The 21,867-nt window shown below is 33.8% G+C and carries 16 protein-coding genes; 3 read left to right on the top strand and 13 right to left on the bottom strand.

All coding sequences use genetic code 11. From position 1 onward, the window contains the following. Nucleotides 1-6 precede the first annotated feature (6 nt). Nucleotides 7-1,362 carry a M28 family peptidase gene (locus ACIQ0M_RS05085; protein WP_396150383.1) on the top strand — a complete coding sequence of 452 codons (1,356 nt, stop codon included), beginning with the start codon at nt 7-9 and terminating at the stop codon, nt 1,360-1,362. Here the strand turns inward: ACIQ0M_RS05085 and ACIQ0M_RS05090 are convergent. The 8 genes from ACIQ0M_RS05090 to ACIQ0M_RS05125 form a co-directional block, all read right to left on the bottom strand. After that, nucleotides 1,359-4,364: a glycoside hydrolase family 3 N-terminal domain-containing protein gene (locus ACIQ0M_RS05090; RefSeq protein WP_396150385.1), complete on the bottom strand. Its 3,006-nt coding sequence runs from the start codon at nt 4,362-4,364 to the stop codon at nt 1,359-1,361. The two genes, ACIQ0M_RS05085 and ACIQ0M_RS05090, sit on opposite strands and share 4 nt — an antisense overlap. Nucleotides 4,365-4,479: 115 nt before the next feature. Further along, nucleotides 4,480-4,962 (bottom strand): ABC transporter ATPase, encoded by a 483-nt coding sequence (locus ACIQ0M_RS05095; RefSeq protein ID WP_396150387.1) that lies wholly within the window; start codon nt 4,960-4,962, stop codon nt 4,480-4,482. Nucleotides 4,963-4,975: 13 nt separating this feature from the next. After that, nucleotides 4,976-5,587 carry a hypothetical protein gene (locus ACIQ0M_RS05100; protein ID WP_396150389.1) on the bottom strand — a complete coding sequence of 204 codons (612 nt, stop codon included), beginning with the start codon at nt 5,585-5,587 and terminating at the stop codon, nt 4,976-4,978. Beyond that, on the bottom strand, nt 5,584-6,375 hold the full coding sequence (locus tag ACIQ0M_RS05105; protein WP_396150391.1) for a (Fe-S)-binding protein: 792 nt from the start codon (nt 6,373-6,375) through the stop codon (nt 5,584-5,586). Before ACIQ0M_RS05105 ends, ACIQ0M_RS05100 begins: the two co-directional genes overlap by 4 nt. A gap of 101 nt (nt 6,376-6,476) precedes the next feature. Beyond that, complete coding sequence (locus ACIQ0M_RS05110) at nt 6,477-6,923, bottom strand: phosphoheptose isomerase (protein WP_396150393.1); 447 nt, start codon at nt 6,921-6,923, stop codon at nt 6,477-6,479. Nucleotides 6,924-7,002: 79 nt separating this feature from the next. Then, nucleotides 7,003-8,328, bottom strand: a complete 1,326-nt coding sequence (locus tag ACIQ0M_RS05115) for a 4Fe-4S dicluster domain-containing protein (protein ID WP_396150395.1) — start codon at nt 8,326-8,328, stop codon at nt 7,003-7,005. Nucleotides 8,329-8,333: 5 nt separating this feature from the next. After that, nucleotides 8,334-9,299: an MlaD family protein gene (locus ACIQ0M_RS05120; RefSeq protein WP_396150397.1), complete on the bottom strand. Its 966-nt coding sequence runs from the start codon at nt 9,297-9,299 to the stop codon at nt 8,334-8,336. A gap of 41 nt (nt 9,300-9,340) precedes the next feature. Further along, entirely contained in the window at nt 9,341-10,489 is a 1,149-nt protein-coding gene (locus tag ACIQ0M_RS05125; protein ID WP_396150398.1) for an N-acetylmuramoyl-L-alanine amidase, read from the bottom strand. An 83-nt stretch (nt 10,490-10,572) separates the two neighbouring features. On the opposite strand from ACIQ0M_RS05125, the gene ACIQ0M_RS05130 reads away from it, so the two are divergent. Both ACIQ0M_RS05130 and ACIQ0M_RS05135 read left to right on the top strand, forming a co-directional pair. Further along, nucleotides 10,573-13,299: a putative LPS assembly protein LptD gene (locus ACIQ0M_RS05130; protein WP_396150400.1), complete on the top strand. Its 2,727-nt coding sequence runs from the start codon at nt 10,573-10,575 to the stop codon at nt 13,297-13,299. A 25-nt stretch (nt 13,300-13,324) separates the two neighbouring features. Next, nucleotides 13,325-13,705 (top strand): RidA family protein, encoded by a 381-nt coding sequence (locus tag ACIQ0M_RS05135; protein WP_396150401.1) that lies wholly within the window; start codon nt 13,325-13,327, stop codon nt 13,703-13,705. Nucleotides 13,706-13,734: 29 nt separating this feature from the next. On the opposite strand, the gene ACIQ0M_RS05140 is transcribed toward ACIQ0M_RS05135, so the two are convergent. The 5 genes from ACIQ0M_RS05140 to ACIQ0M_RS05160 form a co-directional block, all read right to left on the bottom strand. After that, nucleotides 13,735-14,106: a methylglyoxal synthase gene (locus ACIQ0M_RS05140; protein ID WP_129464198.1), complete on the bottom strand. Its 372-nt coding sequence runs from the start codon at nt 14,104-14,106 to the stop codon at nt 13,735-13,737. A gap of 107 nt (nt 14,107-14,213) precedes the next feature. Then, nucleotides 14,214-15,065, bottom strand: a complete 852-nt coding sequence (locus ACIQ0M_RS05145) for a BadF/BadG/BcrA/BcrD ATPase family protein (protein ID WP_396150403.1) — start codon at nt 15,063-15,065, stop codon at nt 14,214-14,216. Nucleotides 15,066-15,132: 67 nt separating this feature from the next. Beyond that, on the bottom strand, nt 15,133-16,140 hold the full coding sequence (gene gap, locus ACIQ0M_RS05150; RefSeq protein ID WP_396150405.1) for a type I glyceraldehyde-3-phosphate dehydrogenase: 1,008 nt from the start codon (nt 16,138-16,140) through the stop codon (nt 15,133-15,135). 60 nt (nt 16,141-16,200) lie between these two features. After that, entirely contained in the window at nt 16,201-17,187 is a 987-nt protein-coding gene (gene pfkA / locus ACIQ0M_RS05155; RefSeq protein ID WP_396150407.1) for a 6-phosphofructokinase, read from the bottom strand. Nucleotides 17,188-17,338: 151 nt separating this feature from the next. Further along, nucleotides 17,339-21,799 carry a translocation/assembly module TamB domain-containing protein gene (locus ACIQ0M_RS05160; RefSeq protein WP_396150409.1) on the bottom strand — a complete coding sequence of 1,487 codons (4,461 nt, stop codon included), beginning with the start codon at nt 21,797-21,799 and terminating at the stop codon, nt 17,339-17,341. Between the last annotated feature and the right edge of the window lie 68 nt (nt 21,800-21,867).

A 21,867-nucleotide genomic window follows, 5' to 3' on the forward strand; every position in this document is an offset into this window, starting at 1 on the left:
AAGGACATGAAATATTCTTTTCTTCCGATACTTTTATTTCTTTCAATTGTTTCTTTTGCTCAAACGGACAGTCGAATTTATGATATCATAGATGCTGTTTCTACAAAAAGATTAGAAAAAGACATTACAACACTTGCTAATTTTGGTACTCGCAATACCTTTAGTGATACACTTTCAAACACAAGAGGAATTGGAGCAGCACGTCGCTGGATAAAATCAGAATTTGAAACCATTTCCAAACAATGTAAAAATTGTTTAGAGGTTTTTTACCAAAAAGATTATGTGACAACTAATGTGGGTGAACGTGTACCTAAAGACAGTTGGATCGTGAATGTAGTGGCAATTCAAAAAGGAACAAAATACCCTAATCGCTATATCATTATGACGGGTGATATTGACTCTAGAAATTCAGATACAATGGATTATGAAGGAGATGCTCGCGGTGCAAACGATAATGCAACAGGAATGGCAGGAACGATTGAAGCCGCTCGGGTTTTATCAAAATATACCTTTGAAAATAGCATCATTTATTTAGGATTGTCCGGAGAAGAACAAGGTTTGTTTGGCGGAAAAGGTTTTGCCGAGTTTGCTAAGAAAAACAATTGGGAAATTATTGGAGTGTTAAACAATGATATGATTGGTAACATCGAAGGTGTAGATGGTGTGATTGATAACCGAAGTTTCAGAATTTTTTCAGAGCCAACTCCACCAAATGAAACAGAAAAGCAAAGAAATCAACGTCGCTTTTATGGTGGGGAAGTCGATGGAATTTCGCGTCAATTGGCACGTTATACTCACAAACAAATTCAAACTTATATGCCGGAAATGAATCCCATGATGATTTACCGATTAGACCGTTTTGGTCGTGGTGGTCATCATCGCCCATTTAATGATTTAGGATATGCCGGGATTCGAATTATGGAAGCCCATGAAAATTACAACCGTCAACATCAAAATTTGCGAACCGAAAATGGTATTGCCTACGGTGATGTTTTAGACGGTGTCAATTTTGATTACGTAGCCAAATTAACTGCGGTGAATGCAGTAGTTCTTGCAAATTTAGCTTGGTCTCCACCGCCTCCAACCAATGTATTGATTGGAGGAATTGTAGAACCAAATACCAAATTACGTTGGGAAAAGTCAACTGATGAAACAATTTCCGGTTATAAAATTTACTGGAGAAACACCACTTCACCACAATGGGAATATAGTCGCTTTGTGGGAAATGTGGATAATTTTGAATTGAAAGGAATTGTTATAGACAACTACTATTTTGGTGTTGCTACCGTTGGAAAAAACGGATATGAAAGTGTGGTCGTTTTTCCTAATGATATTATTCGAAAAACATTCAGAACCAATTAATTCTCAGGAAGTATTGCATCATATATCACTTGCTGAATATCCTCCCGAATATTGTTTTGGGACAATAAATTTTTATCCGCATTGGGATATGTTCGGTTGGACAAAAAGATATAAACCAATTCTTTATCTGGATCTGCCCACGCCATTGTACCTGTAAATCCGGTATGTCCAAAACTTGTCATCGAGGCACATCCGCATGTTGGCCCGGACTTTCCTAATTGCGGTTTATCAAACCCTATTCCACGACGATTTCCCTCGGGACAATAATAACACGTATTAAAAATATCAAACGTTTCCGGTGTAAAAAATTGCTGACCACCATAATTTCCTTTTTGAAGAAAAAGCTGCATGATTTTCGCCATATCCATTGAATTGGAGAAAATTCCGGCATGACCACCTACTCCACCCTCCATTGCAGCAGTCATGTCGTGTACATAACCTTGAATGGTTTGGTAGCGAAAATAAGCATCTTCTTCAGAAGGTGGAATAATGCTCATATCCACTTTTTTTAATGGATTATAAAGTGTGTTAGTAGCTCCAATTTTTGCATAAAAATTCTTTTCGCTTAATTCATCTAAGGTTTTTCCGGTAGATTTTTCAATAAAATGTTTGAGAATGATAAATGTAAAATCACTGTATTTATATTCTTTTTTGGGCAATAACTTACTCGTAGCGATAGCAGACAGAATGGAATCTTGGTAATCTTTTCTTAAGTATAAATTTTCTGCTACTTGAAAAGGGAAATCTTCGCTGTATAATTTTCTATAATACTTGTCGGATGGTTTTTTCTCGTCATTCAAGGTTGCTTTATAAAATGGAATCCAAGCCTGCAAACGGGCATAATGAGAAAGCAAATCTTTAAAAATAATATTTTCCTTATCAGTTCCTTTAAAAACAGGTAACATATCGCCTAATTTTGTCTCTAAAGTAACCTTTTTTACATCATATAGTTGTATCACATTAGGTAAAGTAGAAACAATTTTAGTTAAAGAGGCAACATCATAAATATCCGAATTTTTAACCATAACTTGGTTATCATAGGTATGAAAACCAAATGCTTTTTGGTAAATTACTTTTCCTTTTCTGGCTACTAGTATTTGACCGCCTGGAGTCATTTTTTCCCGAATTGCCTTTTGCATAATTGCATCTATTCGCTGAAGCACTAATGCATCTACACCAACATTTTGAGGATGTGTAAACCCTAATCGATTGATTTTTTCGGTTGTTAAACCATGGTTTACTTTAAACTCCTCGTTAATGGAAACAGGTAGTTTTCCTTTTGCTTGAATTGCACCAAAAATAAGTTCAGCGACGGCAGTTTGTGCCATTTCATTATTTTGATACCCTAAAATTACACCATCAATATCTTCAAAAGTTGGAATAGTACTCAAAGCATAAGGTTTTACAAAGCTGGATAAGATAACTTTTTTCCGTTTAGCAATTTCATTTATGCTGCGAATTTCTTCTGAGGATAGATCATGTTTTTTCCATGCTCCATCGGCTTTGTGATAACTGATAATGACTTTGCTGTAATCGGTTAAATCAGCTAAAAGCGAATCAAGATTGGAGTTAGAAATTTCAGTAACATCAGCGTAATTTTTTAACATTTCTAAAAAGATACCATTTGTATCATCACCCAATTTAACATAGGCAATTTTATCTTTCTCTAAATTTTTAATGGGAATAATTGAGGCTTTGTTACGAACAACCGTTACGATATTTTCATATAATCTGTTTTGCAAAGCTACCATTTCGGGGGTATTCATAGTGGTAGAAATACTTAGAATATCAATTGGTTTATACTTATTTAAACCCGCTTTGTATTTAAATTGCAAAATCTTTTTCACTGAATAAGCTAATCGCTCCTCTGAAATTAATTGTTGCTCATAAGCTTCTTTTATTTTTTGAATTGCAACCGGAACATTTTCAGGAAAAAGTAAAATGTCGTTTCCGGCTTGAAAAGCGGCTAGGTCAATGTCACCGGGACTTTTAAAATTACTAGCTCCTTTCATATTGAGAGCATCAGTAAATATTAAGCCTTTAAAGTTTAATTCATTTTTCAGTAAATCAGTCACAATAACATTTGAAATGGAAGAAGGAAAACCTTTTCGAGTTTCAAAACTTGGTACTTCAAGATGAGCGACCATTACACTAGCTAAACCTTTATTAATTAGTCTTTTGTATGGATAAAATTCCACATCCCGAATATGTTCTTGCGAAAAATCAATGAACGGCAAAGTAAAGTGTGAATCGGTTGAAGTTGCTCCATGACCGGGAAAGTGTTTTCCAGTTGCAAACACGCCATTACTTTGTAATCCTGTCATTAAAGCCATCGCTCGCTCGGTAACTTTTTCTTTATCTTCACCAAAAGAGCGATTGCCGATAATTGGATTTTTTGGGTTAGTATTAATATCCAAAACGGGTGCAAAATTAAAATGTATTCCCAGTTTTTTTGATTGAAGAGCCATTTGCTTACCGGCTTCTTCTATTAATTTGAGATCTTGAATGGCACCAAGAGTCATATTCCATGGAAAACGGTTCACAGAATCGAGACGCATGCTTAATCCCCATTCCGCATCAATACCTATAAACAAAGGTGTTTTTGTACGTTTTTGAAAACGATTGGTCATTTCAGCTTGGCGAACTGGCCCTCCTTGAAAGAATATCAAGCCCCCAATCTTTTGTTCGTCAATTAATTTATCTAAGGATTTGATGTGAGCAGAATCTTTATTAGAATAGGCCGCAACCATGAAAAGTTGTCCTATTCGTTCTTCGATTGTGAGCGAATTATAAACGCTATCTATCCATTTTTTTTCTGCTGATGATACGGAGATATAATCAAACTTTGGGATTTCATTTTTTTCCTTCCCGGATTCATCTATTCGCACAGAAACCGGCTCGGTATTTTTAACAGAATTATTTCTGACTTTGTTTGTTGAACAATTAACAACAACAATCAGTGTGAGCAGTAACGGAATAAGTTGAACAAATCTGGATTTCATACAATTGAGTTTCTCTCTTGATAATAATCAAACTTAATGCCTAGTTGTATAGTTCTATCACAAAATAGACTTAAAAAAATAAAGTAAAGGAAATTAAATTAAATATCAAATGTTTTTAAAAGAAACGGCTATGCCAGCTGTCTTCTGCAGGAACTTCCCAGCTTTCTCTCCATTCTTCAATCGTATTGACAAGATTATTGAAAACGATTGTATTAGGTGAAACAGCTTTTTCTTTCGCCATTCTTTTGAAATCTAAAAGCGATTTGTGTGTGAGAAACTCTCCCTGTTTATAGGTCACATTCATTTTATCCAACAAATCAACCTTGTATTTTTGTTCTAATGATTGAATAAATTCAACCGATTTATCAATGGAACAACCAGTAGCTTGTTGTACTTCCTGATTCACCGCGATGATGATAAAACGATTATATTTTATAATGAAAGATGCTTCTAATGAAGTCCCGTGAGCAGCCCAATCTTCTATAAAATTTTTTAAATCACTTTCAATTTCAGCTATTTCAACATCCGAAAATTTTCGGTTGGACTGATAAATCCAAATTCTGGATTCTTCGGGAAGATTTTCAAATGGAATATACATTTTTGAGGATGAATTATAGTTTTTTAATGCCTTGAATTACTTTATAGTGTCTGAAATCATTGACTTTTGGATCATAAAACTCCTCTTCAAAATATTCAACTATAATTTTATCATTTTTTTTAATTTGTTCTTCAGTGATTATACTTATTCCTTCAAAGTAGGACAATATAAGCATAGTATGTATTCTACCATTACTCTCTTTCACATTAATAGTTAGAAATTCATTCTTCTTTGATTCAATAAATACAGCTTCCAAAGTAATAATTGGAATTTCTTCTTCTGTGCCCGTAATGTCGTCTCGACTTCCCAACGCTATAATTATATCAGGAAAATGATGAACCATTTTCATTGCAATATCTTCACCCAATTTTCCCATCGAATTAGAATCATTAAAATCTAAATTAATTGGTTCATCAAAATCATTTTTATGGTTAGAAAAACTATTGATTATGCACAATCCAAAATCAAGTTGTATTTTTTCTGAATTATCGTTTTTCAAATCTAATTTTTTATTGGAAACACACTCACAAGTTTCTTTGGCAATGATATCATAAATTGCATCACGATTTTGTCCAAAAATGGAAAATGAAATTAAAAATAAAAAAAGTGTATACTTTATTTTCATAGATCTTGAGCATTTGCTATTAACTCAGCTACATCCATAACCTTAATGGAAGCTTCTTTTTCTTTATTTTTTACACCATCGGTCATCATGGTATTGCAAAACGGACAACCGGCTGCGATTATATCCGGTTTTGTTTCTAAAGCATCTTCTGTTCGTTCGATGTTTACTTCCTTGTTACCGGGTTCAGCATCTTTGAACATTTGTGCTCCACCAGCTCCACAGCATAAACCGTTGGCTCGTGAACGCTTCATTTCAACCAATTCGACATCTAATTTTTGAATTAAATCGCGTGGGGCTTCATATACATTGTTTGCTCTCCCTAAATAGCAAGGATCGTGAAAAGTAATCCGTTTTCCTTTAAATTGACCGCCTTCAATTGTCAAACGACCATCATCCAATAATGATTTTAAAAATTGAGTATGATGCATTACTTCATACAAACCACCTAATTCCGGGTATTCATTTTTAATGGTATTGAAACAATGAGGACAAGCTGTCACTACTTTTTTCACTTCATAAGCATTCATTACCTGAATATTCATCATGGCTTGCATTTGAAACAAAAATTCGTTTCCTGCTCTTTTTGCCGGATCTCCGGTACAACTTTCTTCGGTGCCCAAAACCGCAAAAGGAACATTGGCACGATTTAGAATCTTGACGAATGCTTTCGTAATTTTTTTTGCTCTGTCATCAAAGCTACCGGCACATCCAACCCAAAATAAAACTTCGGGTTGCTTGCCTTGAGCCATCATTTCTGCCATGGTTGGCACTGTTAGATTTTCTGCCATATTCTTTTATGATTATTGGATTGTTCGATTATTAGATAGTTAGATTCTTAGATTGTTCGAAAAGTCTACTAATCCAAAAATCTAACTATCTAAAAATCGTTTTATTCATGATGTTCATCATCAAAAACTTGAATTGTAACTTCTTTTTCTACCAAATCTGTAAATTTCCCTCTGTATCGGGTTGCTTTAACCAAATGATTATCAATCCAATGGTAGTTTCCTCCTCTTGGTTTTCCCATTACCATTCCGTGGTACTTGAATCCGTGCTTTTTTAGCCAAATTTCAGTATATTCACGGTGAGCTTCTGTTCTTGAGGTAAAAAAGAAGATGATGTGTCCTTCATCATACCATTTGTTCAACGTGATTAATGCGTCCGGATAAACTTCCGCTGTAAGCATTCGTTCCGGTTCTTCATTGGGAATATCATCACAAATCGTTCCGTCGATATCGATTAAATAATTTTTAATTCCCTCCGGTAAAATCGGGCTTAGGTGTTGACCGTTTTCGGTTACGGTTTGCAACTTTTTTTCAATGTCTTCCGCTTTCATTTTAAATTTTATATTAGTTTCACATTCATTAAACACGTTCCCAAGCCTCACATATATGGGAATTTGTTTGGATTATATATTAATTTTCGTCTTTCCAATTCAAGCGATCCATTTGGTTGTATTGCCATGGAGCACCGTTGTTTTCTATATTTGTCATCATCGCGTTTAACGACATCGGTGCCGCACTTTGCTCCATGACCAAATACCTACGCATATCCATGATGATTGATAATGGACTGATATTTACGGGGCATTCTTCCACACATGCATTGCATGATGTACAGGCCCAAAGTTCTTCAGGTGTAATGTAATCGTTTAATAATGACTTATTATCAGGCACAAAAACACCTTTATTAGCATCGATATTTTTACCCACTTCTTCCAAACGATCTCGTGTATCCATCATGATTTTTCTTGGAGAAAGTTTCTTTCCGGTTTGATTCGCCGGACAAGAAGAAGTACAACGACCACATTCTGTACAAGTGTACGCATTGAGTAACTGAACCCAATTTAAATCTTGTACATCACTGGCTCCAAACTTGGCTGGTACCGCATCCGGATTGGCAGGAGCAGCAAATGGGTCAGCACTCGGGTCTAACATCAATTTCACTTCATTGGTAACACTTTCAAGATTGTCAAATTTTCCTTTTGCATTTAAATCCGCAAAATAAGTGTTTGGAAAAGCCAACAAAATATGTAAATGCTTTGAGAAATATAAATAATTCAAAAACACTAAAATTCCACAAATGTGCAACCACCAAGCGGTTCGCTCAATGATTACAACTACACCCTCTGATAAGCCATCGAACAAAGGTGCAACGAATTGGCTGATTGGAAAACTTCCGGCTTCGTCATAATGATAAACCTCCATTTGTTGTAACCAATAATCGGATGCATTCATAACCAAAAAAAGTGACATAAGTACAATTTCAAAATACAAAATATAATTGGCATCACTTTTGGGCCAAGCTTTCATATCGGAATTAACAAAACGCTTGAGTTTGATAACATTTCTTCGCAACCAAAAAATTATAACCGATACTACTACCAAAACGGCTAATATTTCGAAAGAGGCAATTAGTACATCATAAAATCCTCCCATAAAAGAAAATACTCTATGAGTACCGAAAAGGCCATCAATAATAATTTCTAATAGTTCTAAATTGATGATTATAAATCCAATATAGACTATTATGTGAAGAATTCCTGCAATAGGTCGTTTGACCATTTTTGATTGTCCCAAAGCAATCATTGCCATATTTTTCCAACGCTCGGCAGCATTGTCTTTTCGATTTACATCTTGACCTAATTTGATGTTGCGAATTAACTTTTTTACATTCATTGCAAAATAGCCAAAACCAAGAGCAAGAATAACTGCAAATAATATATTATCTAAATAACTCATAAAAGTTAGTTTTTCGTTTTGGTTAAATCGGTTTCTGTTGGAGCAACATAAGGTTTATTTTTCTTACCAAACAAAGAAACGTTAACATAGCGGGTTGGGTTTAAACGTAAATCTTCCAACAAAAGTTCTAGTTCTTTAGATGCTTTAGTAAAATTGGCATACATTTTATCATCCTTTAGCAATTTGCCCATTGTTCCATTCCCTGATTCCAAATTAGCCATTATTTTATCGACACTTGCTAATGTTTTTTCTAAATTTTCAACTGTTTGTTTCAAATTTGTCTGTGCCAAAGAATCGGAAAGTTTTTCAAAATTAGTAGATACTTTTTCAAAATTGGTCACTACATTATTTAATTTACCTTTATTATTACTTAAAATCTCATTAGCAGAATTGGACGCTTCACTTAAAGCCGTCAAGGTTTTATTCAACTCCGCAAAACTATTTTTTAGGTCTTTTTTAGCTTTTTCATCTAAAAGATCATTGATATTTACTAAAACACCATCTGCACTCAACATGGCCTTTTCAATTTTTTCTTGTAATGGCGTTAAACGTTCTGAAACCAGTTCAGTTAAACCGGGTTTTACGCCACCTTTTAAATAATCGCCGTCTTGAGCCAGATTAGTATCTTTTAAATCAGGAACAATCTGAATTTGTTTTCCACCAATTAATCCGGGTTCGTATATCCTCGCTTCACTAGATTTGGATATTTTAAAATCGGTATCAATTTGTAATTCAACCTTCAATTTTCCTGAGTTATCCAAGAAATTAATAGATTTTACTTTTCCAATTGTAAGTCCGTTAATCGTTACCGGTGCTGAGGCAATAAGTCCTTCTACATCGTCATAAAGCACATAAAAAGTTTTATGGTTTGATAAAATATCGGTTCCTTTTAAAAAGCTATATCCCCAAATGAATAATAAGACGGAAGATATGACTAAAATGGCTGTTTTTATTTCTCTGGATAATTTCAATGGATGGTGTTTTTATACAAATTTATAAAACTAAATTCACATTACAGTTTTAATGCCTCTTGAATGGATATTTTTTTTCCGTTTTTGAATGCTACAATAAAAGCGGAATCATATCCTTTATTTTTTGCTTCGGCTAAGTTCTGTTTTGCAGTATCATAATTTGAGGTTTCTCCATAATAATATTTATATAAACTATTTTCTGCAATCATAGAGGTAGGATCCAAACCTTTAAAATTTTTAGGTTGTAGTTCTAATTTTTTTCCACTGGCAGAAATTTGGACTTTGAACACAACCCCTTTTACATCTTGGGATTTGTTTTCAACAACTTTAGACTCTACTTTTGGTGTTGGAGTTTCTTGAACATCCGGAATTTCTGCACTCGTTTTTTCCGGTTTTTCTTCAATCACTTGTCCCGAACTTCCGTAGTATTCTTTTTTATAAGATAAAATGGCATCTGCAATTCCTTTTGCTAATTCATCTTGTCCTTTTTCAGAATTCAAATAGGCTCCTTCCGGTTTGTAGGAAAGAAAACCCAATTCGGTGAGCACACTTGGCATAGCTGTTTGATTTAAAACCAAAAAAGGCCCTTGTTTAACTCCCCTATTTTTTCGCTCTAATTTATTGGTATATTCATTTTGAATTTTAGTAGCAATAGTGATACTTTGATCTAAGTACTCTTCTTGCAAAAGTGTAATTCCTATAACACTTTCCGGTGATTTAGGGTCATAGCCTTCATACTTCATTTTATAATCACTTTCCAATGTAATTACGGCATTCTCTTTCTTGGCTACTTCAAGATTCGAGGCATTTTTTGTTAAACCCATCACAAAGGTCTCCGTTCCGTAAGCTTGTCCTTTTGGAGCCGCATTACAGTGGATAGACAAAAACATGTTTGCATTTGCTCGGTTGGCAATTCTTGCACGCTCAATTAATTCCACAAAAACATCTGTCTTTCGGGTATAAATTACCTGAATATCAGTATATTTTTCTAACTGCTTTCCCACTTTTAAAGCAACAGCTAAAGCAATATTTTTTTCAAGAAAGCCATAATAATTGGCTCCTAAGTCTTTTCCTCCATGACCGGCATCTAAAACCACTTTAAATTTATTGTTGGACTGGGAAAAAACAGAACTTACCGATATGAAAACCAGAAGAAAACTGAATAATTTGATTTTATTTAGGGTATACATTTTTTTAAAAGTTAATTTTAATTAAAACACTACGTTTTAAATTTTATTATTTACTTATTTTTGACCAAAAATTATATGTAAGTTTGGCACTCCAAAAATCAAGCCATAATTTTACAAAAATAGCATTAAAACCTTTGCGTACAAACTTATTTCATATCGTTTTATCAGCATTTTTCCTAACAATCGGAATTCAAAAAAATTACGGTCAGGATTTGCCAAATAAGTCGCTGCGAATTGAAGCTGAAAAAACTCCTGACAGCTTGATAATCAACAAGGAAAATTTTACAGAAATAAAAGATACTACAAAAAAGGACAGTCTGCCTAAGCTTGAAAAAAAATCGCTGTTGGAGGGAAAAATAAAATACACCGCAGAAGATTATACCAAAATTGATCAAAAAAATAAACTCCTCACGTTATACAACAAAGCCGAACTTTATTATCAAGACATCGAATTAAAAGCCGGTATTATTGTGATGAATTATGAAAAAGACGAAGTATATGCCGGAAGAATTAAAGATTCGACCGGAACCTATACCCAACTACCTGTTTTTAAACAAGGTTCTAATGTAGTTGAGCCCGATTCTATTCGATTTAACACTAAAACACAAAAAGCACTGATTTGGAACTCTAGAACTGATCAAGGTGAGTTTCGTGTGAAAGCAGAAATCACAAAAAAAGAAAATGACTCGGTTTATTTTCTAAAAAAAGCACGATTTACTACTTCAAAAGATATTGAAAATCCCGAATATTATTTTCAAACCAATAAAATTAAATTGGTTCCTAAACAAAAGGTAGTGACCGGTTTAACTAACATGGTTATTGCTGATGTGCCAACACCTATCGCTATTCCATTTGCCTTTTTTCCGATGACAGAAACAAGTCAGTCCGGATTAATTGTACCCACTTTTCAAGATACTCAAAGACAAGGTTATTCATTGCAAAACGGAGGTTATTATCTCGCTTTGAGCGATTATTATGATTTGGCCATCATGGGTGATTATTACACAAATGGGAGTTGGGCACTTCGATTTGAATCTTCCTATGCATACATGTATAAATTCCGAGGAAATTTTAACATTCGCTTTGAAAACCTTATTCAAAGTGAACGTGGATTTCCTGATTACAGTAAGTCAAAAATTTATAATATTCAATGGTCGCATTCACAAGATGCGAAGTCAAATCCATCATCTCGTTTTTCTGCTTCAGTGAATTTGGGAAGTAGTACTTTTTTTCAACAATCACTGAATCAGGTCAATATAGGCTCAGCATTAAACAATAACTTAAGTTCGTCTATTTCCTATTCAAAGACATTTAATTCTATCCCACAAGTGAACATGTCTTTGACGGCTACACACAACCAAAACTCAAGAACGCAGGAAATAAACATGACTTTGCCAACCTTGCAAGTAAATGTTGATCGTATCTTCCCTTTTGCACCAAAAGACGGAGCAAAAAAAGGATTCTTTAAAAATATCAACTTACAATATAATTTGAGAGGAGAAAACAGAATTGCCACAACAGATTCTCTATTTTTTAAGCCAGAAATGTTTAGGGATGCTAACGTAGGTTTTCAACATTCGATTCCGTTGAGTACTAATTTTAAAGTATTTAAGTATTTTAGTGTGTCCACTAGTGCGAATTACAATGAAGTATGGTATTTAAAAACCATCAACCGCAGTTTTGATTCTGAAAGTAATAATGTTGTAACCGAAGATGTGAATGGCTTTGATGCTTTTAGAACCTATTCTTTTTCATCAAGTGTCGGAACTACTATTTACGGTACTTTTAATTTTGGTGAGACGAAGAAAATTCAGGCCATTCGTCACGTAATGAGACCTTCTGTATCTCACAGTTACACCCCTAGCTTTGAACAGTATTTTGATACCTATGCAACGGATGGTAGTGGAAGAATGGCAGAATATACTCGTTTTGAACAAGGTATTTTTGGAGCACCAAGTAATAATTATGCAAATAATTTAGGTTTCAATCTTAGTAATACATTTGAAGCCAAAATGACAGACAAAGACAGTACAAAAGTTGAGCCCAAAAAAGTCATGTTATTGAATCAATTAAATTTTTCTACTAGTTATAATATGGCTGCCGATTCATTGCGTTGGAACCCAGTCCGAATGAGTGGTGGAACAGCTTTGTTTGATAACAAAATGAATATAAACTTCGGAGCCACTTTAGATCCTTATGCAATTAATGCAGCCGGGAGAAGGATTAATACTTGGAATATTGACAATGGTGGAAGTTTATTCCGAATGACAAGTGCTAATATGACCATCAATTATTCTCTTTCCAGTGAAGGGAACAAGAAAAATAATGAAAATTCTCAAGGGGCACGAAATGGTGGCCGCGAGGATAATTTGTTTGGCACGAATACTGATTTTAGCGACCGACGACAAAGTCAGTTTGAAGACGATAAAATTGAAGATGCTGATAAGGACAAAGCCTCAGAATTTTACAACGCCAAACTACCATGGGATTTAACGTTCGCCTATTCGCTGACTTACGGTAACAATAATAGAGAGAAAAAAATAACCGGAAACTCGGTCATGATTTCAGGAAACCTTGACCTTACACCGCGATGGAAAATAGGTGTTTCTTCGGGATATGATTTTGTGCAACAAGGAGTTACGTTTACACAACTTCGTTTTGAACGTGATTTATTGAGTTGGCGAATGGATTTCAATTGGGCACCCTTTGGAGACTTTGCATCTTGGGGATTCTTTATCGGAATAAAATCTTCTGTTTTGAGCGATATCAAATGGGATAAACGTGCTTTACCGGACAGACAGTTGAGATAGTTATTTAACGACAATTAACCTTATTATGAAAAAAATAATTTTTACAGACAAAGCCCCTGCTCCTATTGGACCTTATAATCAAGCTGTTTTGGTGGGGAATACATTATATACTTCAGGTCAAATTGCTCTTCATCCACAAACCGGCGAATTGGTGTTGGATGATATTGAAACGGAAACCAAACAAGTAATGGAAAACATGAAAGCAGTTTTGGAAGCTGCTGATATGACCTTTGAAAATATCATTAAAACTACTATTTTCATCATGGATATGAATGACTTTACAAAAATAAACGGTGTTTACGGAAGTTATTTTGATGAAAATACTGCTCCCGCCAGAGAGACAGTGCAAGTAGCAGGATTACCTAAAGGTGTGAATGTGGAGATTTCGATGGTAGCGATGAAGTAGTTATCTGACGCTTTAGTTGTCAGAAGTGCTTAATCAACTAGTAATCCATTCAATAGCAATTGTGCTGTTGCTTCATTAGTAGCCAACGGAATATTGTGTACATCACAAATACGAATCAGCATATTAACGTCAGGTTCATGAGGATGACTTGATAATGGGTCTTTAAAAAAAAGCACCATTTTAGTTTTTCCTTCGGCAACTCTTCCGGCAATTTGTGCATCACCGCCTTGTGGACCCGAAAGTAATTTTTTCACTTTAAAACCGGCATTTTCTGCTTTACTTCCCGTGGTTCCTGTCGCAATTAATTTAATATTTTCATGAAGCAAAATGGTTTTGTTTTTATTCAAAAACTGAACCATGTCGGCTTTTTTCCCATCGTGAGCTATAATTGCTATTTCCATTTTTTTAAAATATATCTAAAAGTAATTAAAAATAATAAACAAAAAAAAGAGAAAAATCATAATCAAACTAAACTATGAATTTTCTCTTTCCGTAAATATTTTGGTATTTATTTATTTAAAACGTGATAAGCAATCAAACCGTCAATTGGTCTTCTAAGCACATTTCCAATTTTAATATCGTAGTTATTTAATATTTCTTCCAATTCATCTTTTAAATAAAATGCAATTGAACCTACAAAATGAACATAAACATCGTGACAATTATCGTATTGCATGATATAATTTTTAGCAAACTTTTTTAATTCACTTTTGATGATTTTTTTACAAAAGTCATTTTCTTTGTGCTTGATTATAAATTTTGCTAAAGTGGCCAAATAGGCATTAGGATTAGGTTCTTTGTATAAATTTTCCTTGATGTAATCGGCATCTAAATTAAATTCTTTCTCAAATTCTTTGGCTAATTCTTTGGGCATTTTATTAAAATAATATCCTCTTAATAAATGTCTTCCAAAACGATTTCCGGATCCATCATCCATCGCAATATAACCCAACGATTGTACTTTTTGGTGTAATACTTTACCATCAAAAAAACTGCAATTTGAACCGGTACCTAAAATGCATACAATAGCTTGTTCCCCTTTTGGAGTGGTGGCGTACACTGCAGCATACGTATCTTCCTGAACATCAACTTCTGCATTTTTAAAATAATTTTGAAAAATCTCTTTTAAAAAAAGTTTCATTCTATCGGTACCACATCCGGCTCCGTAAAAAAACAATTGTTTTACTTTATCTTTATTTTGAGAAATATCGAACTTGTCCTCTAAACGACTGATTATTTCCTCTTTATCTAATACTTCCGGATTTAAACCTAATGATTGTGTGGTAAATTGAACTTTACCAGTTTCGTCAATCGCAATCCAATCGGCTTTGGTTGAACCGCTGTCTACTAATAATTTCATGTGGTTGAGTTTGTTTGTTAGGAAAAAGTCCTGTCATGCATTCAACACAACAGGACTTTAATGAAAATTATAGTTTTGCGATATGAACAGAAAGATCAATCAATTTACTTGAATAACCATATTCATTGTCATACCAAGAGACTAGTTTAAAGAAAGTTGAATTTAATCCGATACCGGCTTTAGCATCAATAATTGAAGTTCTAGGATCGGAAATGAAGTCTTGAGACACGACATCATCTTCAGTAAAGCCTAAAATTCCTTTTAATTCATTTTCAGATGCTTTTTTCAACACTGCCATAATTTCTTCATACGAAGTTTCTTTGGCTACTTTTACAGTTAAATCTACTACAGAAACGTCAATTGTTGGAACACGGAAGGACATTCCTGTTAACTTACCATTTAAACTAGGAATAACTTTACCTACTGCTTTTGCTGCACCTGTTGAAGATGGTATGATGTTTACGCTTGCCGCACGTCCGCCTCTCCAGTCTTTTTTAGAAGGACCATCGGCAACCATTTGTGTTGATGTTGACGCGTGAACGGTAGTCATTAAACCTTCCACAATTCCGAAATTATCATTGATTACTTTGGCTAATGGAGCTAAGCAGTTTGTGGTACAAGAAGCATTAGAAACGACAGTATCTGTGGCTTTTGCTTCTAAGTGATTCACACCCATTACAAACATAGGAGCATCAGCGGATGGAGCAGAAATAACAACTTTTTTTGCACCACCGTCAATATGTGCTTTCGCAGTTTCAATCGTGGTAAAAATTCCTGTACATTCTGCTACGATATCAACGTCAACATCTTTATCATCCCATTTAATTAATTTTGGGTCTCTTTCCGAGGTAACTCTGATAAATTTATCATTTACATAAAGTTTTCCGTCTTTCACTTCTACTTTTCCGGCAAAACGACCGTGCACTGAATCATATTTTAATAAATAAGCCAAATGATCTACATCTAATAAATCATTGATGGCAACTACTTCTACATTATCTCTGTTGAATGTTTCTCTGAAAACAATTCTTCCGATTCGTCCAAAACCGTTAATTCCTAATTTTACTTTTGACATTTTTTGTTTGTTTTTAGCTTAAAAATTTTAAACTGATTGTTATACTTAATTTATTTTTTTTTATGTTGACATGATGTCAGAAACTCGTAGTAATTCCAAATCAATTGGATAGTGACCTTTAATCGCTTGTTCTAAGGGCGTTAATGTTACTTCATCTTGAATAAGTCCAGCCATATAATTTGACTTCCCTTCCATCAATGATTCAACAGCTTTCACACCCAATCTACTAGCTAAAACCCTATCAAAACAGGATGGAGCTCCTCCTCTTTGCATATGTCCAAGAACAGAAACACGAATATCGTATTCCGGTAAATGTTTTTCTATGTAGTCTTTTAATTCAAATACATTTTTACCCATTTTATCACCTTCAGCAACCACAACAATACTGGATGATTTTCCTGAATTTCTACTTTTTTCAAGTGATTCCAATAACCTATCTAAACCTAAATCTTCTTCCGGAATTAAGATTTCCTCTGCACCGGCACCAATTCCGGCATTTAAAGCAATATGTCCGGCATCGCGTCCCATCACCTCTACAAAAAAAAGTCGATTGTGTGAACTGGCTGTATCACGAATTTTATCGATACATTCAACCACAGTGTTTAAAGCGGTATCATAACCTAGTGTATGACTTGTACCATAAATGTCATTATCAATTGTTCCCGGAATACCAATTACAGGAATACCATATTCTTTATTAAAAACTTCTGCACCGGTAAAACTTCCATCGCCACCTATGATGACTAAGCCTTCAACACCAGCTTTTTGCAAATGTTCATATGCCTTTTTTCTACCTTCAACAGTCATAAATTCTTTCGAACGGGCAGATTTTAAAATTGTCCCGCCTTTGTTAACAATATTATTTACAGAACGAGGCCCCATTTCTTTAAAATCGCCCTCAATCATACCTTGGTAACCTCTATAAATTCCAACACATTCGATATTGTGGTAGGCACATGTTCTCACCACAGAACGAATAGCGGCATTCATTCCCGGTGAATCTCCACCGGAAGTTAAAACACCTATCTTTTTTATAGTTTTATTCATTTTTTTATGTTTATAATGTAAAGTTAGCAAAGATAAGCGACTTAAAATAGTGCTTTTTTGAGTAATTGACATATTAACCGAAAATCAAACGTTTTCGTTGATAAGTTTTTGAATTACATACAAAAAGATAAAAAAAGAGCAATTGTTTTAATTATTGTTCAGGAATTTTTTCTATTTCTGAAGATGTGCTTTGTTTTTTCTCTGTTTTAACTTTTTTGCGATCAGAGAAATTGATGAACTCTGGTGTATAATCCGAGTCAGGAATATCATCATTTGAATTGTTCTCCTTGGTTAATTTTGCATTTTTGAAAACCTTGGTAATCAACTCATTAAAAGTATCAAAATCAACTTGATAGGAAACACCGATTCCTTGAGTGTAACCAATTCCTTCTCCAACATAATTGATATCGCTTTCCCGATTAAAAACTCTCATATTCAATGTTCCGTCATCGTTTACGCGATATAAAATCTCAACATCACCCACCACAGCCGCGTCATTAATTCCTCCTACAGGTACACCTAAATTTCCATTTACAGAAATACGTTCATTCAGGTTAAAAGAGGTGGTTACACCCACATTTCCATCGGTTTCACGACCAGGAGTCGTATCGGGAGCAACATAATTTACACCCATAGAAATTTTACTGTCCTCATCGTTAAACAAGTTATCAAAAACACCACTTACAGTTTCAAATAAATTGTTATATAAAGCATTCTGACCCAAAGCTCCTTCCGGACTTAAAAAGCTACCCGAAGCAAGAAGGTACAATGCCTGAGTTTGACGAGTGTCTCTATCATCCAATTTAGTCTGAATTTCTGATTTTAAAACGGAACTGATGGTTGGAAAATTGATATTAAAATCCGGTTCCGGATTGCTGATTGTACCATTGATGGCAATACCTACTTCAACCGGAACTTTTTGATTTACAGTTACATTGTTTAATAACATCCCCGGATTGGCTCTGGTGCTGTAGACCGCTTCAAGATTTAACCTAGCTCTAAGCGGATCGCCTTCCCAAATGATGGTCCCGAATTTTTTTACATTAAAACGTTTACTTACTAAACCGCGGTATTTGAAATTATAAATTCCTTCATAAACTTGGTAATCTCCAAAAATGTTGAATTTACCAAAAGTGTTAATCTGCATATTTATGTTCCCAACCCCTTTCCCAACCATGTTGTGTCCGGTTTCTTTATCTAAGATTACTTCAATTTCAGCATCTGTGTTTAACGTTAAATCAAAATCAAGTTCTAAACCATCGTAATTTCTATTTGGGTTTTTCAGATTTGAGTTATAATTGTATTTTTCTTCCGGTGTAATAAATCGGATGTAGCTTTTGTCTCCCACCGATTGCACATTTGAAATGGGTATTTTTATAGCAGTGCCTTTTTTTGAAGTTGCCTTGACAGAAATAAGTAATGCATCTGTAGGACCACTAATAGTTGCATTTCCATCAATGAATGCTTTTCCATAATAATAGGCCTCCTCGCTATCTTGCGTATCTAAAACGACTAAATTATTAGAATTAACTTTTAAATCCATCTTCCAATCTGTTAAATTGGTATGCCTCACATTCCCATTTAAAACGCCGGTTGTTTTGTATTTAGAATCAGTTATTCCTATATCACGCAATAAAAATTGTCTTTCGGTTAAGTCTACAACTGCATTTTGCTCTAACTTATAATCAACATTAAGGTAAGGCACTGTTAAACCTGCCTCATTTAAAAATAACCGCCCGTTAATTTCAGGATTTGAGAGTGTTCCTCTAAAATTAGCATTACCGGTAACTAAACCACGAATATTAGAAATAACATCGCCCCCCATTGTACTGAATGCACCTATATTAAAATTATTAAGTCTTAAATCTAAATCCATGAACGGATTTTCACCGGCAAAAGAAATATCTCCTTCGGTTAAAAAACTTTCAAAATTGTCATTTTTAATGATTGAATTAACTGAAAATGTTCGCAAATCATCCTTTCCTTTGACATCCAGATTCAAAACGCCAAAATCAATATTATTTACCTTCATGTTGTCAACTTCAATTGAAGCATAGGGTTGATAAAGCTCACCGTTTTGCTTGAAATCAATCTCCCCGTTCATGTTTCCTTCCATGACAAAATTTTCAATTTCCGGAATTAATTTACCAATATTTACTTGATTAAAATTCAATTTTAAATCCTTGTAATCCTTGCCTTTTATAGCCCCTAAAAAATTGATTTTTTGCTCTTCATGAGTGACAGTAAAATTTTCAAAAGTAAAATCGGAAAACTTTTTATCAAAAACTATTCTATTTTGAGTATTGTTTTCTTCATTAATGTACCATAAATAATCTTTAAAATTCAGTTCTGATTTAAATATACCTACGACACTGTTTTTTTGGTTATCAATCGTATGATAGGCATCGATGTTGTAATAATCATCAGCTTTATTTCCTCCTTTAAACTCCGTTCTGAAAAACAAGGTATCTCTTTTGGTTACATTAATAAGATTGAACTCTGAAATTTTATAATATTTTGTTTTGACACTATCAATGCTAACATACGTGTTGAACAGCGGATTTTTATTGTCTACTTGAATATCAACTTTTTCAAATTTATTATCAAAGGCCGAGATTTCAGGAGATTCAAAATCAAGTTTAAAATCATTGTTATCCGAGTTTATACTTCCTTTGATAAATGTATTGGAACTTACCTTTATTTCCGGATAAAAAATTTCAATTATTTTATTAAAAATGGAAAAATTGAACTTTAAATACTGGCCCTTTTTGATTTTGTTGGGATTGTAATTGGCATAAATACTACCGAGAGAGTTTTCTAGAAGCAATGGCAATTGATTAAAATCGAATTTACCAATGAGTTTCCCTTCAATAATATCAGGTGAATTTATGGCTACTGTTCGTTCCCTGTTTTGATCAAAAGAAGAATTAATACTAAACGAATCAAAAATATAAATATCACGGTTATTTTGGTAAGAAGCTTGTTCAACTAATACATCTCCATGCAAATTATTGATACTATTTCCGGAAAGATTACTATAAATTTTTCCTTTAAAAATAGAAACACTATCGTTTTTAACAAAATTGAGTTTACCTAAATCGGCATAATCGACTAAAGCATCGAATTTATATACATTTTCACGCTTTGAAATATCGACAATTCCTTTAAAATCCATAAACAAATTAGGATCGTTAATGTTCACTTTTCCTTTAAAAATTGGTTTTTTGAAACTTCCATCAACGGCAACTCCTTGGTAATTATAGTTGTTGTATTGAAATCGACTAACTTTTCCTTTGATTTTGGTGTCAATCCATTTTTCTGTAAAACCTTTTCCGTTTACCACGACATTCATGGAAACATAACCAATATCTTTCTGATTAAGTAAGGAACCTACATTAAAATTATCCAATACTACAATTCCTTCATAAGAAGCATTATCGATATTTTGCAGATTATTCATAACTAAATTCGTCTGAAGGTTTCCTAAAGCCGAATTCATAATTAAATCAGTTTTAATGGTTTTCATCGTAAGCTCTGTCTTCCCTTCAACAATAAATTGTCCTAGTTTTTTTAGTGATGAAGGAAGCGACTTACCCAGAATATTAGGTAATAAAGAGACTAAATCATCATAATTGGAAGTCAATTGCTCAAAATCTCCTTTCATGTAGAAAGAATCATTTTCTTCGGAAAAAATATTTTTAAAATTTATTTCCCCACTAATCTTTGTACCGTTTTCATCTTCCAAAACCAGATTTTGTGTGGTAAAATTATTCAGCGTTCCCAACAAATTTGTTTTAAAGTTAAACTGATTATTTTTACCTAATTCATTGTAGAAGTAACGAATATCATTGGTTGCCACTGAAGCTGAATCAATTTTTGCATCAAAAACTACTTTATTGTTAAAATCTGAAAAATCCTCTCGCTTGTATCGCAATGCCACATCACCTTTAACAAGCGATTTTTTTGTTTTAACCTCTAACTTTTCCAGTAAAATTTTGTCCTTGGTATAAGTAAACTGCGTTTTAAGGTTTTGAACTTGTAAACCACGAAAATCCTTAAAATTTAATTTATATATTGTTGTGTAAACATCTGAACCTTTGATTTTGAAATCATTTAAGGTGGCATTAATGTTCAAGAAATCAACAATTTTAGAATCTTGTTGGTTTTCATCTTCCATTAAAAAACGACTTTCGGTAAGATGCATCGATTCGGCCATCATCAAAAATTTACCGGAAGAAGGTGTACCATCGTCAAAAGCATCGATAAATTTGTCAAGGTTAGTGAAATCCTCTCCTTTGTATTGTTTTAAATTAAAGAACAATGAAGTTACACCAATATCACCAAAAAGTAAATCACCATCCATCAATCGGTTCACATCCAGGATGGTTGTTTTTATGCGGTTGGCATGAAAAAGGGTATCCTTATGATGGTCTCTGACTAAGACTTCTTTTAATTTTACACCGCCAAAAATGTTAAAGGCTACTTGTTCTACTGTAATATCAGTTCCGTAATCTTCGTTGATTGTATTGGTTAAATACTGTCCGATTTTAGTTTGAACAGGCGGTAACGATAAGAGTATACCTAAAAAGAGTAGCAATAGTAGTAGTACCACTATCGTTCGAATGACTATTTTTTTTAATTTTTTGATACCCCTAAATGTTATAAATTTGCAGTGTTTAT

The sequence above is a fragment of the Flavobacterium sp. genome (genome assembly GCF_044339515.1).
In the GTDB taxonomy this organism is placed as follows: domain Bacteria; phylum Bacteroidota; class Bacteroidia; order Flavobacteriales; family Flavobacteriaceae; genus Flavobacterium.

Coding starts and splice junctions, on each gene's coding strand:
- ACIQ0M_RS05105 (WP_396150391.1), bottom strand. CDS start 6,375: ATGGCAGAAAATCTAACAGTGCCAACCATGGCAGAAATGATGGCTCAA.
- gap (WP_396150405.1), bottom strand. CDS start 16,140: ATGTCAAAAGTAAAATTAGGAATTAACGGTTTTGGACGAATCGGAAGA.
- ACIQ0M_RS05115 (WP_396150395.1), bottom strand. CDS start 8,328: ATGAGTTATTTAGATAATATATTATTTGCAGTTATTCTTGCTCTTGGT.
- ACIQ0M_RS05145 (WP_396150403.1), bottom strand. CDS start 15,065: ATGAAATTATTAGTAGACAGCGGTTCAACCAAAGCCGATTGGATTGCG.
- ACIQ0M_RS05090 (WP_396150385.1), bottom strand. CDS start 4,364: ATGAAATCCAGATTTGTTCAACTTATTCCGTTACTGCTCACACTGATT.
- ACIQ0M_RS05095 (WP_396150387.1), bottom strand. CDS start 4,962: ATGTATATTCCATTTGAAAATCTTCCCGAAGAATCCAGAATTTGGATT.
- pfkA (WP_396150407.1), bottom strand. CDS start 17,187: ATGAATAAAACTATAAAAAAGATAGGTGTTTTAACTTCCGGTGGAGAT.
- ACIQ0M_RS05140 (WP_129464198.1), bottom strand. CDS start 14,106: ATGGAAATAGCAATTATAGCTCACGATGGGAAAAAAGCCGACATGGTT.
- ACIQ0M_RS05100 (WP_396150389.1), bottom strand. CDS start 5,587: ATGAAAATAAAGTATACACTTTTTTTATTTTTAATTTCATTTTCCATT.
- ACIQ0M_RS05110 (WP_396150393.1), bottom strand. CDS start 6,923: ATGAAAGCGGAAGACATTGAAAAAAAGTTGCAAACCGTAACCGAAAAC.
- ACIQ0M_RS05085 (WP_396150383.1), top strand. CDS start 7: ATGAAATATTCTTTTCTTCCGATACTTTTATTTCTTTCAATTGTTTCT.
- ACIQ0M_RS05135 (WP_396150401.1), top strand. CDS start 13,325: ATGAAAAAAATAATTTTTACAGACAAAGCCCCTGCTCCTATTGGACCT.
- ACIQ0M_RS05125 (WP_396150398.1), bottom strand. CDS start 10,489: ATGTATACCCTAAATAAAATCAAATTATTCAGTTTTCTTCTGGTTTTC.